General features: G+C 49.1%; 13 protein-coding genes. 12 read left to right on the plus strand and 1 reads right to left on the minus strand.

All coding sequences use genetic code 11. The features are described 5' to 3' along the window. Positions 1–82: 82 nt before the first annotated feature. The 11 genes from lon to hemB all read left to right on the plus strand — a co-directional run bounded on the left by lon (position 83) and on the right by hemB (position 11,959). Entirely contained in the window at positions 83–2,419 is a 2,337-nt protein-coding gene (lon, locus tag ABN764_RS23500; RefSeq protein WP_174808179.1) for an endopeptidase La, read from the plus strand. 122 nt (positions 2,420–2,541) lie between these two features. Then, a complete protein-coding gene (gene yihA / locus ABN764_RS23505; protein WP_021252330.1) occupies positions 2,542–3,135 on the plus strand; it encodes a ribosome biogenesis GTP-binding protein YihA/YsxC in 594 nt (197 codons plus the stop codon). Between the two features lie 157 nt (positions 3,136–3,292). Next, entirely contained in the window at positions 3,293–3,877 is a 585-nt protein-coding gene (locus ABN764_RS23510) for a hypothetical protein (protein WP_021252329.1), read from the plus strand. Between the two features lie 338 nt (positions 3,878–4,215). Further along, positions 4,216–4,614, plus strand: coding sequence for an adenosylmethionine decarboxylase (gene speD, locus ABN764_RS23515; protein ID WP_021252328.1), 399 nt, complete (start codon positions 4,216–4,218; stop codon positions 4,612–4,614). Between the two features lie 151 nt (positions 4,615–4,765). Continuing rightward, entirely contained in the window at positions 4,766–5,305 is a 540-nt protein-coding gene (locus ABN764_RS23520; RefSeq protein ID WP_446673259.1) for an S-adenosylmethionine decarboxylase, read from the plus strand. A gap of 196 nt (positions 5,306–5,501) precedes the next feature. Continuing rightward, positions 5,502–6,887: a glutamyl-tRNA reductase gene (gene hemA / locus ABN764_RS23525; protein WP_174811270.1), complete on the plus strand. Its 1,386-nt coding sequence runs from the start codon at positions 5,502–5,504 to the stop codon at positions 6,885–6,887. Positions 6,888–6,914: 27 nt separating this feature from the next. Then, positions 6,915–7,742, plus strand: coding sequence for a cytochrome c biogenesis protein CcsA (gene ccsA, locus ABN764_RS23530; RefSeq protein ID WP_021252325.1), 828 nt, complete (start codon positions 6,915–6,917; stop codon positions 7,740–7,742). Positions 7,743–7,745: 3 nt separating this feature from the next. Then, complete coding sequence (locus tag ABN764_RS23535; RefSeq protein WP_174811001.1) at positions 7,746–8,390, plus strand: precorrin-2 dehydrogenase/sirohydrochlorin ferrochelatase family protein; 645 nt, start codon at positions 7,746–7,748, stop codon at positions 8,388–8,390. Positions 8,391–8,428: 38 nt separating this feature from the next. Then, on the plus strand, positions 8,429–9,361 hold the full coding sequence (hemC, locus tag ABN764_RS23540) for a hydroxymethylbilane synthase (RefSeq protein WP_446673260.1): 933 nt from the start codon (positions 8,429–8,431) through the stop codon (positions 9,359–9,361). Positions 9,362–9,366: 5 nt separating this feature from the next. Continuing rightward, a complete protein-coding gene (gene cobA / locus ABN764_RS23545; protein WP_446673261.1) occupies positions 9,367–10,953 on the plus strand; it encodes a uroporphyrinogen-III C-methyltransferase in 1,587 nt (528 codons plus the stop codon). A gap of 1 nt (position 10,954) precedes the next feature. Then, positions 10,955–11,959: a porphobilinogen synthase gene (gene hemB, locus ABN764_RS23550; protein WP_446673262.1), complete on the plus strand. Its 1,005-nt coding sequence runs from the start codon at positions 10,955–10,957 to the stop codon at positions 11,957–11,959. Positions 11,960–12,075: 116 nt separating this feature from the next. Here the strand turns inward: hemB and ABN764_RS23555 are convergent, their stop codons facing one another. Continuing rightward, positions 12,076–12,753: a Crp/Fnr family transcriptional regulator gene (locus tag ABN764_RS23555; protein WP_021252320.1), complete on the minus strand. Its 678-nt coding sequence runs from the start codon at positions 12,751–12,753 to the stop codon at positions 12,076–12,078. Positions 12,754–12,831: 78 nt separating this feature from the next. Here ABN764_RS23555 and hemL point away from each other — a divergent pair, with 78 nt between their 5' ends. Further along, positions 12,832–14,136 carry a glutamate-1-semialdehyde 2,1-aminomutase gene (gene hemL / locus ABN764_RS23560; protein ID WP_072731586.1) on the plus strand — a complete coding sequence of 435 codons (1,305 nt, stop codon included), beginning with the start codon at positions 12,832–12,834 and terminating at the stop codon, positions 14,134–14,136. Positions 14,137–14,176 lie beyond the last annotated feature (40 nt).

Here is a 14,176-nt window from a genome sequence, read left to right on the forward strand (position 1 = left end):
ATTGGTGTTTTACTTGAACATTTGATAAAATGTTGGATGCAATGTACTAGATAGATCATGATAGCCATGGGGGTGCCGAACGATGGGGCTTAAATCGAACAAAGACCGCCGCCTGCCTCTGCTCCCGCTACGAGGCTTGCTCGTGTACCCGAGCATGGTGTTGAACTTGGATGTGGGGCGCGATAAGTCGGTACGGGCACTTGAACATGCGATGCTGGAAGATCAATTGCTGCTGTTGTGCACGCAGTCAGAGGTCAGCATCGAGGAGCCTTCTCAGGATGATATTTTCCGTATAGGCACGATAGCGAAGGTTCGTCAAATGTTACGTCTGCCTAATAACACAATACGTGTGCTTGTTGAGGGTGTTGAGCGCGCTGAGATCGTTGAATATGTGCCTAATGAGGAGTTCTATGAGGTTCAGGTGCATGTATTGCATGAAGAGACGTCGGGTGATCCTTCAGAGACAGAAGCGCTCATGCGCATGGCATTGACCCAGTTCGAGAACTATGTGCAAATGTCGAAGAAGGTGTCGCCAGAGACACTAGCTTCCGTAACGGACATCGAAGAACCGGGTCGGATGGCGGATGTAATCGCCAGCCACTTGTCCATCAAGCTCAAAGATAAACAGGCGCTTCTGGAGACGGTGGATAGCAAAGCTCGTCTGCATAAGCTGCTTGAGCTGCTCAATAATGAGAGCGAAGTGCTGGAGATGGAGAAGAAGATTGGCCAGCGCGTGAAGAAGCAGATGGAGAAGACACAGAAGGAATACTATTTGCGTGAGCAAATGAAGGCGATCCAGAAGGAATTGGGAGATAAAGAAGGCCGCACGGGCGAGGCCGAGGAGCTGCGTGCCCAATTGAAGGAGCTCGAGGCTCCGGATAAAGTTCGTGAGAAAATCGGCAAAGAAATCGATCGATTGGAGAAAATGCCGGCTTCTTCCGCAGAAGGTTCAGTGATTCGAAACTATATCGATTGGCTGCTTCAGATTCCGTGGGCTCAGCTCTCGGAGGATGATCTGGATCTGAGCAAGGCAGAATCCATTCTGGAGGCCGATCATTATGGACTTGAGAAGCCGAAGGAACGTGTCCTTGAATATTTGGCTGTACAGCAGCTAGTCAAAGAAATGAAAGGGCCGATTCTATGCCTTGTTGGCCCTCCGGGTGTCGGGAAAACGTCGCTTGCAAGGTCAATTGCGAAATCGCTTGAACGGAAATTTGTTCGTATCTCGTTAGGTGGGGTGCGTGACGAGGCGGAGATTCGCGGTCATCGTCGTACCTATGTAGGTGCAATGCCAGGACGAATTGTTCAGGCGCTTAAAAATGCGGGCACGATGAACCCAGTAATGCTGCTTGATGAAATCGACAAGATGGCATCTGACTTCCGTGGGGATCCGGCGTCTGCACTGCTGGAGGTATTGGATCCAGAACAGAATAATGCATTCAGTGATCATTTCGTTGAGCTCCCGGTCGATCTGTCCAAGGTTCTGTTCGTGACAACTGCCAATGCGGTTCACAATATACCGCGTCCGCTGCTGGATCGGATGGAACTGCTGTCCTTGTCTGGATATACGGAGCTTGAGAAGCTGGAAATCGCGAACAGGCATCTGCTTCCGAAGCAGAAGGAAGCCCATGGATTGCAGGCGAATCAGCTGACGGTTCAAGAGGACTGCCTTCTGAAAGTGATTCGTGAATATACACGTGAAGCAGGAGTTCGCCAACTGGAACAGCAATTGGCTGCGCTATGCCGCAAGGCTGCAAAGCGAATTGTATCTGAACAGGTGGAAGACATACAGATTCACGCCCAGCAATTATCCGAATATTTAGGTGTAGCTCGATATCGCTATGGTCTGGCAGAACAAGATGATCAGATAGGAACGGTGACAGGTCTTGCGTGGACCGAAGCGGGAGGGGATACGCTTAATATTGAGGTTACCGTTGTTCCTGGTTCCGGCAAGCTGCAATTGACAGGCAAGCTAGGCGATGTCATGAAGGAGTCTGCACAGGCTGCATTTAGCTACATCCGCTCGAAGGCGGCGCAGTGGGGATTGGAGCCCGACTTCCATGAGAAGCTGGATATTCATGTCCATGTCCCTGAAGGAGCGATTCCGAAGGATGGCCCTTCCGCCGGAATCACAATTGCGACGGCACTTGTATCGGCGTTCACTAATCGATATGTATCCAAGGATGTTGCAATGACCGGTGAGATTACATTGCGCGGGAGAGTACTCCCGATTGGTGGATTGAAAGAGAAGTCGCTGGCCGCGCTTCGTGCAGGAATCAAGACGGTTCTGTTCCCACATGACAATGAACGCGATCTAGCGGATATCCCAGATACAGTACGGCGGGAGCTGACCTTTATACCAGTAGCTCATATGGATGAAGTGCTGCAGCATGCGTTGCTGGAGGCGACTTCATCATAATGGCATAGCAACAAGACGGATGCGCGTGCAGCGCATCCGTTTTTCTTTTTTTTGTGAAATGACGGGAATCGTGTACAATTGTACAATAGACAGAACAGAATGTAAGGTGAGGATAATCGCGTATGAAAATAACAAATGCTGAATTTATTATTAGTGCTGTTGGATCTGCACAGTATCCAGATGACGGGTTCCCGGAGATTGGTCTGGCAGGCCGATCGAATGTAGGGAAGTCATCGTTAATCAATCGTATGATTATGCGCAAGAACTTGGCGCGTACAAGCTCGCAGCCGGGTAAGACACAGCAGTTGAACTACTATCGCATTAATGACAATATGTATTTCGTGGACGTACCGGGATACGGGTATGCAAAGGTATCGAAGACGCAGCGCGCTGCGTGGGGACGCATGATTGAAGCGTACTTCCAAGAGCGTGAGACACTTCGCCTTGTGCTGCTGGTTGTTGATTTGCGCCATGCGCCTACAGCAGACGATTGCATGATGCATGACTGGCTTACGCATTACGGCGTCCCGGTATGTGTGGTTGCGACGAAGGCAGATAAAATATCGAGAAACCATCTTCCGAAGCATGTGAAGCAAGTTCGTACCACCCTTGGGTTGTCATCGGATGCTCCGTTTGTCATGTTCTCCGCGGAGACAGGACAAGGCCGTGAAGAGTTATGGGACATTATTAATCAGCATGCAAGCGTTAATTCGTAAGCATGTTGGATAAAAAGCGGGGTAGTTCCGGCCTCAGTCCGTTTTTTTGCGAAATGCACCATAAAATGGCGGCTCATGAACAGGAATTCATATTCTCCCTGTAGTATAATAAACATGTATAAATATTATATGTTGAATACAGGTAAGGAGAGTTTTTATGGCTCGGCGGTTAGCCACAGAGTATGTGAAAGCCAGTTTACAGTTAACGGAAGCTCAATTGACCCGATTTGTGCAATCGCTCGCGAAGCAATCTATTGTGGGGCGGGTGAAAGTATTAGAAAACGGTAATCAAGAGGTGGTTCTTGAGGACGGCCAGGGTGATGAGATCATATTCCTGTTCGAGAAACAAGGCAATCGGTATGTCTGTGTAACGTCTTGCCGCTTGGTTCATCCGAAATTGACACAAGTGATGCATAAGCTTGTGGCGACATTCCGTGGCGAAGCGGTAGTCAATCGGATTTTTGCGGGATTTACAATCACTTATTATTACGCAGATGGGGCTGTTCGCAAGATTGTAGAGCAGAAGGAAGAGCCTCGCGTTATTTTCGAACATAAGGATACGGTGCAGGACTTGCATAACATGTACCGTAACGAACATGTAGAAATACGAATTGCGAGTATTAAGGAGCGCATCAACAGTTTGCTCGATAAGCGCAATCGAAGCCTGTCAGCAGATGAGGTTCAAGCTGTAGATCAGCAGCTAACAGCACTGGCAAAGCAATTGTTCATCTTGGAAGCCTGAGCGGCACTTGAATATGAAAGAACTTAAGGCGTATGCCTTAAGTTCTTTTTTTGTTCTGCAGCGAATATTGGGCGGGCGTACTAGACACCTATTAGAGGCTTTCGCCATATAGTAGACAGGGAAAATGGAATAGTCAGGGGATAAGTGGATAAAAAAGTGTTGCATTTATGTGAGTAAGATGTTATTTTTAATCTCGTTGAAAACAATATAGGAACCAGGATTCACTCAGGACATTGCATGTTGCGAGAGATTTTTCCCTCGGGAAGTGAATGACGTAGGTCCTAGCGGATGAAATTATTTTTTCAAACATTTTATTCCTAGGAAGGGGGAACCGAAAGATGGAATACTCAACTTTCGGAAGACATGTTGCTGTTGACACGTGGGGAGTCGACTTCGATTTGCTGAACAATGCTCAATTGCTTGAAGCACAACTGGTAGAAGCCGCTGAAGCGTGTGGTGCAACGGTCTTGTCTGTTCAATCTAAACAGTTTGACCCACAAGGGGCAACAGTTCTAGTTATGTTGTCAGAAAGTCATCTTTCAATCCACACTTATCCTGAACGTGGATTTGCAGCAATCGATTGTTACACTTGCGGAGAAACAGTAGACCCGCAGCTAGCCATTGATTACCTGGTCTCTGTGTTGAAACCGGAGAAAACGTACGCGAAGAAACTTATTCGCGGATTAGGCGAATTGCAAGTGGTTACTCCGGATATGAAAGTATCCGAATTGGTATAAACGACAATAAAGTCCCGCTCATCCTCGTGCTTGGCACAGGGTGGAGCGGGCTTTTTTTATTCTTATAGAGAGTCAACCTCATAGCTCGGTTATTTGTCCACTTGTTGCTCCATAAGCTATATACATAATCATATATAGTAGGAGAATGCTGATGAGACCTAGACGATTTCGAGGCGGTATCGTATGGATGGTTGTGTTGTTCATGCTGTTAATATGGCCTTCCATTCAAGTGTACAACTTATTCTCTCCGAAGGCAGAAGCGTCCGATCCGCTTAAAATGCTGTACGAAGTAGCTCAATTTCAAACGAACCTGTTAAAAGGATCATTGCAGGAAGCGGCGCGATATGACTCGACAGAACCACTTCAAAAATTGAAGCTTGTTGCTTATTCAGCAGCATTTGCACATGAAAGACTGGTTCGTGCGGCAGGGAAGAAGCAGCTGCCAGAGCTGCCAAGTCTGAATAAGGTTGTAGAAACCATCACATTGATGCAGTTAAATGGCGATCGCCCATTAACGGACAGTGAAAAAGAGATGATCAGCATGAGCGCTGAGGCAATGAACCGACTCTATGACAGCTATGCGCTCGCCTATAACAGCAGCGGGGGATGGGTCGCATCCAAGCGTGAAGAACTGGTTAGCGCAGACAAAGATTTGAAGGAAGTGCTGGAATCTAATTTTACACCGAAGTGAACTGGCAAAAAGTACATAAAAAAAGAATGACATTGGGGCGTTGCAATGATAGTATAAGGTGCAGTTAGCCCGTACAAACTAAAATTTGACATGCATTTCATAATATTTTCAAATTACGAACGAATGTTCTTGTTGATCTATGTTATAATGATTATCATCTGAGAATGTACTAAATTTTGAAAAGCAGGTGAAATGAATGCACATCATCGTCGTCGGCATGAACTATCGTACGGCGCCCGTAGAAATTCGGGAGAAGTTTGCGGTGCCCGAAAGTGATTGGCAAGAGGCGCTGAGACAATTGAGACAGACGAAGAGCGTGCTCGAATGCGTGATGGTGTCGACATGCAATCGCACAGAACTGTATGTGGTTGTCGACAGATTGCACATGTGCGGTCACTTCATCCGCAGCTTTATGGAGACGTGGTTCGGCATTTCCAGACAGCAATTTACACCGTACCTCTATATATATGAAGATGATCAGGCTGTCGAGCATTTGTTCCGGGTCAGCTGCGGCTTGGATTCCATGGTCATCGGCGAAACGCAAATTTTAGGCCAAATCCGTAATGCCTTCTTGTTCGCGCAAAATGAAGGGGTAACCGGGACGTGGCTGAATACCGTATTTAAGCAGGCGATAACACTCGCGAAGAGAGCACATGCCGAAACAAGCATTAACGAAAATGCGGTATCGGTCAGCTATGCCGCAGTGGAGCTTGGCAAGCGAATATTCGGATCGTTCCAAGGAAAGAAGGTACTCATTCTAGGCGCAGGCAAAATGAGCGAGCTGACTGTGAAGCACTTATATGCCAACGGGGCTGCGGAGGTAATGGTAGCAAACCGTACCCTATCTCGCGCGGAAGAGCTGGCGAAACAGTTTAACGGCCGGGCAGGTACGCTTGATGCGGCCGAACAGATGCTGGTTGAGGCTGATATTGTGATTAGCTCAACGGGTTCGAAGGAATATGTACTGACAGCGGATGATGTGAAGCGGGCGATGAGCAGGCGCAAATCTCGGTCACTGTTCTTCATTGACATTGCCGTGCCGCGTGACTTGGATCCGGCGATTAGTGACGTGTCGAATGTATTCTTATATGATATCGATGATCTTCAAGGTATTGTGGAGAGCAATCTGGCACGTCGCCGCAAGGAAGCGGCGAAGATCGAAGCTTTCATCGCAGATGAACTCGAGGAGCATCGTCATTGGCTCAAAATGCTGGGTGTAACTCCGATGATTCGGTCTTTACAGTCCAAAGCAGAACGTATCCACCAGGATACGCTGCAAAGCTTATTCAATAAGCTTCCCGAGCTGTCTGAACGGGAAGAAAAATTGATACGCCGTCTGACGAAGAGCATGTTGAACCAAATGATGCACGACCCAATTAATCAAATTAAAGAGCTCGCCGCTGAGAAAAATGGGGACGAGGCATTGCGGTTATTTTCGCAAATTTTCGCACTGGAGCAGCCAGAAGCGGGTGGCAAGGAGGAGCGAGGCAAGGAACAGCCCTCATCCCAAGTCACCGTGAATCGAAATACGGAACCCGAGCGGGGGAAGTCTGTGCTGTCTTGGGCAGCCGTCACATGGTAGAGGAAGAACAGGAGGCGGCAGGCATCGATGGTTACGAATAGTTGGATTTACGATGCGATTATCTACACATACGCCCTGAGCCTTCTGTTTTATTTTTCCGATGTGGTAGGAGTCAATCGGAAAGCGAAGCGGATGGGCGCAGGGCTTCTTACTTTTGTATGGGTACTTCAGACGATCTTCTTGATTGTAAGAATGGTGAGGCATCAGGATGTGCCCGTTTTTAGTAGTTTTGAATTTATGTTTTTGTTTTCATGGTTCCTCGTGACCGTATCCATTGTCATTAGCAGGTTCTTTCATATCGAATTTATCGTTTTTTTCGTCAATCTTATTGGGTTTGCCTTATTGCTCGTGAACATGCTTAACGACCCGACAATGCCTGCATCGATGAAGGAATGGGAGATGATGCGTAATTTGCTCTCTTTCCATATCTCGCTTGTAGCCTTTGGTTTCGCGGCCTTAACGATTAGTGCCGTATTCGCGGGCATGTATGTATTTCTCCATCATAAGTTGAAGGCTAAGCAATGGTCTGACGCGGTGCGGCGCTTGCCTAGTCTTGAACGAATTGAACGCTTTTCGTTTCTAGCTGTCGTAATTGGCATTCCGATGATTTTACTGTCGCTTGCCGTAGCAGTTGGGGCTATTCTGCTCGACAATCGTACGGAATTGCTGATTGATTTTAAGATATGGTTTACGTTATTAGCGCTTTTATTCTATGGCTCTTATATTGTGAAACGCTCGCGTAATGATTCAACAGGATTTCGACTTTCTTTGTTGAATTTAGGATGTTATGCGGTAATGATGCTCAATTTCGCATTGAATTCATTGTCGACATTTCATCGCTGGATTGGAGTGTAGCGAATGGGAGATTCCCCTCTGTATCCGATTATGCTGAAGCTTGTTGGCAAGCCATGTACGGTGATTGGCGGTGGCAAGGTAGCTGCGCGCAAGGTTCGTCACTTGCTGGCGAGTGGTGCTGAAGTGAAAGTGGTCAGTCCCGTATTGACTGCAGAGCTTTGGCACTTTGTCCATGAAGGCAGCATTGTTCATATCGCAAGAGAGTATGAAGAGGGGGACGCCATTGGAGCGCTGCTTGTATTTGCTGCGACAGATCATTGTGAAGTGAATGAGCGAGTAGCTGAGGAAGCAAGGCGCTATGGGGCGCTCATCAATATTGCTCATAGTCCGGAACAGAGTGACTTCGCCAATCCTGGGACGGTGCAGCACGGAGATGTCCATCTCGCTGTATCGACTGGCGGCGCTAGTCCAACCTTGACGAGAAGCATATTAGCCAAGCTGTCCAAGTTAATGGATGATGAGTTGGCGCAAGTAGCAGAGATGCTGCTGCACGCACGCAAGGCTTCGCATGATGTGCTGCCAGACACGGTAGATCGCCAGCGAGCAATGCGGCACTATGCAGAAGAATGCTGGCGGGCCTATGAATGTAATGTCACACTTCCCAAATGGGAGGACTGGGTCATGGCGTGGCTCGCCCAATATCAATAAATGAATGAATAATTTAGGCAAGCAGGAGGGGCAACTAGATGCGTACTATCATTGTTGGGACAAGGCAGAGCGCCTTGGCATTGACGCAGACCGGGCATGTGATTGCGGCGTTGGAGACCATTTGCAAAGAGAACAACCTTCCGTTCCGATTCGAAATTAAGAAGATCGTAACGAAAGGAGATCGCATCCTGGACGTCACCTTGTCCAAGGTTGGAGGCAAAGGGTTGTTCGTGAAGGAGATTGAACAAGCGTTAATTGATAAGGAAGTGGATATCGCGGTTCACAGCATGAAGGACATGCCTTGGGAACTTCAGGATGGACTGACGGTTGGCGCTGTGCCCAAGCGGGAAGATCCAAGAGATTGCTTGATTATGAAGTCTGGCACCTCGATTGAGGATTTGCCTATAGGTGCGAAGGTAGGAACGAGCAGTCTGCGCAGAGCTTGTCAATTGCAGGCGCATAGACCGGATTTGCAGATCGAGCCATTGCGCGGCAATATTGATACACGGTTGAAGAAGCTAGAGACGGAAGGATTCGATGCAATCGTTCTTGCTGCAGCAGGACTTCATCGGATGGGATGGCAGGATCGTATCACATCCTATTTGCCGACAGAACTGTGTCTCCCAGCGGTAGGGCAAGGGGCATTGGGGATTGAATGCCGTGCAGATGATGAGGAAGTATTGTCGCTGCTTGCGCGTTATCACGATGTAGATACTGCTCGTACCGTTCAGGCGGAGCGGGCTTTTTTAGGCCGCTTGAATGGCGGGTGCCAAGTGCCAATTGGAGCGTATGCAGAGCTTCATAAGGCAGATGACACGATACGCTTAACAGGTCTTGTTGGATCTGCGGAAGAGAATATGATTTTGAGTGACACAATGGAAGGTGGACAACCAGAGGAACTTGGCATTGCAGTTGCTGAGCGGCTGCTGAACCGAGGAGCGGAACAAATGCTATCCCAATTAAGGGGCTGATATGAATGGAACGGCATTCCTCTGAAATAGGTATTGTCTATCTGGTAGGCGCTGGGCCAGGTGACGTAGGGTTGATAACGGTCAAAGGCTTGAATTGTCTGCAGGAAGCGGATGTTGTTGTCTATGATCGTCTCTCTAGCCCTCAATTGCTCAGATATATGAAGCAGGGAGCTCGTAGGATCTATGTGGGCAAGCTGCCTGATCGACATGCGATGAAGCAGGCGGATATTAACCAATTGCTTGCTGATCTAGCACAGGAAGGAAACAAGGTCGTTCGCTTAAAGGGGGGCGATCCTTGTGTGTTCGGAAGAGTGGGAGAAGAAGCAGCTGTACTGAAGCAGCATGGAGTTCCGTATGAGATCGTTCCAGGGGTCACCTCTGCTGTTGCGGTTCCTGCATATGCAGGCATCCCTGTGACTCACAGGGATTATGCGTCTTCCTTTTGTGTAGTGACAGGCCATGAGAACCCGGACAAGTTGGATGAGTTCATCGAGTGGGAGCAGATGACCCAAAGTGCTGGAACTTTGCTGTTCCTTATGGGTATCGGCAAGCTGCGTGTAATTGCCGAACGATTGATGAGTCATGGGCGGGCAGCGGATACGCCTGTTGCATTAGTGCGCTGGGGAACAAGGGCTGAGCAGCGCACGCTCGTAGGGACTCTAGCGACGATTGCGGATGAGGCAGAGCGTGCTCGCTTCGAGTCGCCGGCAGTCATTGTCGTAGGGGATGTTGTGAAGCTGCGAGAACAGCTAGCTTGGGCAGAGGAGCTCCCGCTGTTCGGTAAGAGAGTACTTGTCACGAGGAGCCGTTCGCAGGCTAGCGAGCTTGTTAAGCCCATTGAACAGCTTGGAGGGGAGACGTATGAATATCCCGTCATTGAGATGCGGGCACCCGTCTCTCTTGGGAAACAGCAAGCGATTCATCAGGCTTTTATCCATGCACAGCAATATCAATGGCTAGTTCTGACGAGTGTGAATGGCGTCAAGTATTGGTTCCAACACTTGCAGGAGCAAGGGCAGGATATTCGCCAATGGGCGAATGTACGAATCGTAACGGTAGGCCCCAAGACTGCTGAAGCGCTTCGCGAATATGGAGTGCAGCCAGATGTATCTGCTGCTCAGTATAGCCAAGAAGGGGTATGGGATGCCCTTCGTCCATTAATCTCGCCAGAAGAGCGCGTGCTACTTGCGAGGGGTGATCTGGCGCGCCCTTGGCTGAAGGAGATGCTGCAGCAGCATGGCCTTCTTGTGGATGAGGTGGATTTGTACGAGACCGTGCTGCCGGAGTACGATGATCCTTATTTAGTGGAATTGCTGGAAGAGAACGCGATTCATCTGATTACGTTTACAAGTTCCTCGACGGTTACGAACCTGATCGCCGCACTCGAACGCATGGGGGTTCCTGACCCTGTAGCGAAGCTTGGTGGCGCTCAAGTGGTGTGCATCGGGGAGATTACAGCGCGCACGGCGCGTGATGCAGGCTTGCAGGTTGCTGCAGTCGCAGAACGATCTACCATTAACAGTATGGTGGACGAGATGTGCAGACTTAGCAGTGCTGACAAGGCGCATATACACATTCAAGGAGGTTGCTAACATGGTATTTCCAACTACAAGATTACGCCGCCTACGGAAGACGGCAGCTCTCCGCAATATGGTTCGCGAGACTGAATTGACAGTCAATGACTTGATTATGCCTATATTTGTGACGCATGGTACGGAGATTAAGGAAGAGATTAGCTCCATGCCGGGAGTTTATCATTTCTCCCTTGACCGTATGGAAGAAGAAATAGACGAAATTGTTCAATTGGGTATACCAGCTATTGTGCTGTTTGGTGTCCCAGCTTCGAAGGATGCTGTCGGAAGCTCTGCATTCGACGCGGATGGAATCGTCCAACAAGCGACAAGACGAATTAAGGCGGCTCACCCTAACCTGCTTATTATTGCGGATACATGTCTATGCCAATATACCGATCATGGGCATTGTGGAATGGTTCATGTGCATGAAGTGAATGGATGCGAGGTAGGCGAGATTGATAATGACGAGTCGCTCGAGTACTTAGTGCGTACGGCGGTGTCTCAAGCAGAAGCGGGGGCTGATATTATAGCGCCATCCAATATGATGGATGGATTCGTGCATGCGATTCGTGCAGGTCTTGATGAGGCAGGTTATCATGATGTGCCGATCATGTCCTATTCGGTGAAGTATGCATCGGCATTCTATGGTCCATTCCGAGATGCGGCTCATTCCGCGCCTCAATTCGGTGATCGCAAGACTTATCAGATGGATCCTGCCAATGTGCGCGAAGCAATTCGTGAAGCAGAAGAGGACGTTCTGGAAGGCGCGGACATGCTTATGGTGAAGCCAGCCATGGCATACATGGATGTTATCCGTGTGATGAAGGATCAATTCGATTTGCCGCTAGTGGCTTACAATGTGAGCGGCGAGTATTCTATGGTGAAGGCAGCGAGCAAGCTTGGATGGGTTGATGAACGCGCTATTGTGAGCGAACTGCTGCTTGGTCTGAAGCGCGCGGGAACAGATATGATTATTACGTATCATGCGAAGGATGCTGCACGTTGGCTGTCTGAGCGAGCGTAACAATTGTTGCAGTGGGGCTTGATTTAAAAGAAGCGACTTCTGTATAAATAGCAAACTCCCCGTGGCAAAGTTCGTTGAATGTGCCGACGGGGAGCTTGTCTACCCGATGTATGGAGCTAGCTAACGTAAGGACTCTGGAACAGTCGGGATACGTCCAGCGTGTATTCGGTCGGCTGCAGCGTCAGGATACGCTGATGCTCGAGATCACGAATCACTTGTTCTAATACGTTCCGATGTACGCCAGCAAGACCTGACATGGCATCAGCGTCGAAGGCGGCACGGATGTAGATTTTATCTCCGCGGCGCTCGCCTTGCTGCTGAGCGATGCGAACGATGTTCTTTACGATGCGGCTTGGTGCATCTAAGAACGTTAAGTCATAGACATATCCGTTCGTCGAGCGCAGTCGACCGCATAGTTGAATCATAACCTGCTTCGCAATATCGTAGTGGGCGCGCAGCAGTAAGTGGAAGCTCTCGGATGTGACGGTAAAGAGAACCGTATCCTCCAATGTCTCTGCTGTTGCAGAACGCGGCTTGCCATCAATAAGCGCAAGCTCGCCGAAGTTGTCGCCGCTCTGAAAGACAGAGAGGATCTTCTGCTGGCCTTTCTTGTTGGATGTGTATACTTTGACGGCACCGCGAAATACGATGCAGAATGTGTGCCCTGGATCTCCCTGCTGGAACAAGATCGTATGTGGGGCATACTCCCGGCGGGATGTGATGGACGATACGATTTCCAGCTGTTCATCAGTCAAATCAGAGAACAGTGGGACGCGTTTGAGCAATTCAATCATGACTTTCCCCTCTTTGCCAAGCCGATTTTTTATTAGTGTAACATAGAACAGAGGAATAAATAAGAAGGAGCAACCAACATGTCTGAAAAAAAATCTGGCCGTGTAGACACACGTTCGCAGGCAGCATTTGCAGAAGCGAAGAAATACATACCTGGCGGTGTGAACAGCCCTGTACGCGCATTCAAATCCGTCGGTCTGACACCCGCTTATATTGAACGGGCGGAAGGATCCCGGCTGTATGATATCGATGGCAATGTATTCGTAGATTATGTATGCTCATGGGGACCGCTAATTATGGGTCATGCGCATCCCGAAGTTGTGCGTGCGATCCAAGAGACGGCAGCGAAGGGGACAAGCTTCGGTGCGCCTACGGAGATTGAGACGGCTATGGCGAAACTGGTATGTGAGCGTGTACCTTCCGTAGACATCGTTCGTATGGTGAATTCCGGAACGGAAGCGACGATGAGTGCAATCCGATTGGCGCGCGGTATTACAAAGCGGAGTAAGATTGTGAAATTCGAGGGCTCCTACCATGGTCATGGAGACAGCCTGCTCATCAAGGCTGGTTCGGGTGTAGCGACATTGGGACTACCAGACAGCCCGGGGGTGCCTGAAGGGGTTGCCAGCAATACGATTGCGGTTCCGTATAATGATCTGGAAGCAGTGAAGCTGGCCTTTGATCGATATGGCGAAGATATTGCCTGTGTCATTGTAGAGCCGGTTGCAGGCAATATGGGGGTTGTACCGCCTCAGGAAGGGTTCTTGGAAGGCCTGCGGCATTTGACGGAGCAATATGGAAGTCTGCTTATTTTCGATGAGGTTATGACAGGATTCCGTGTGGGCTACAGCTGTGCGCAAGGGTTGTTTGGCGTCACACCGGACTTGACTTGCTTCGGCAAGGTTATCGGGGGTGGACTGCCAGTAGGTGCATACGGAGGCAAACGCGAGTACATGGAGCAAATTGCACCGAGTGGCCCGATCTATCAAGCAGGTACGCTTAGCGGCAACCCACTGGCGATGGCTGCCGGTTATACGACATTGTCTTTACTTACGCCGGAGGTGTATGCGGAATTGGATCGTAAGGGTGCCAAGCTTGAGGCAGGCTTTATCCGCAATGCGCAAGAACTGGGAGTGCCGTGTACAATCAACCGTGTTGGCTCGATGGTATGCCCGTTCTTTACGAATGAGCCGGTAACGAATTTTGATACGGCTCGCACATCCAATCAAGAGCTGTTCCGTACGTACTTTAAGCATCTACTCGATGAAGGGGTTAATGTAGCGCCTTCGCAATTCGAGGGGATGTTTGTGTCGGCGGCTCATACCGATGAGGACATTGAATTTACAATCCAAGCCAACTATGCTGCACTAAAGAAATCAATCTAAGTATATGCAGGCTTGAATATAGGATGGTATGGTCAATCTA

The sequence above is a fragment of the Paenibacillus wuxiensis genome, assembly GCF_040195695.1.
Classification (GTDB): Bacteria; Bacillota; Bacilli; order Paenibacillales; family Paenibacillaceae; genus Paenibacillus_B; species Paenibacillus_B suaedae.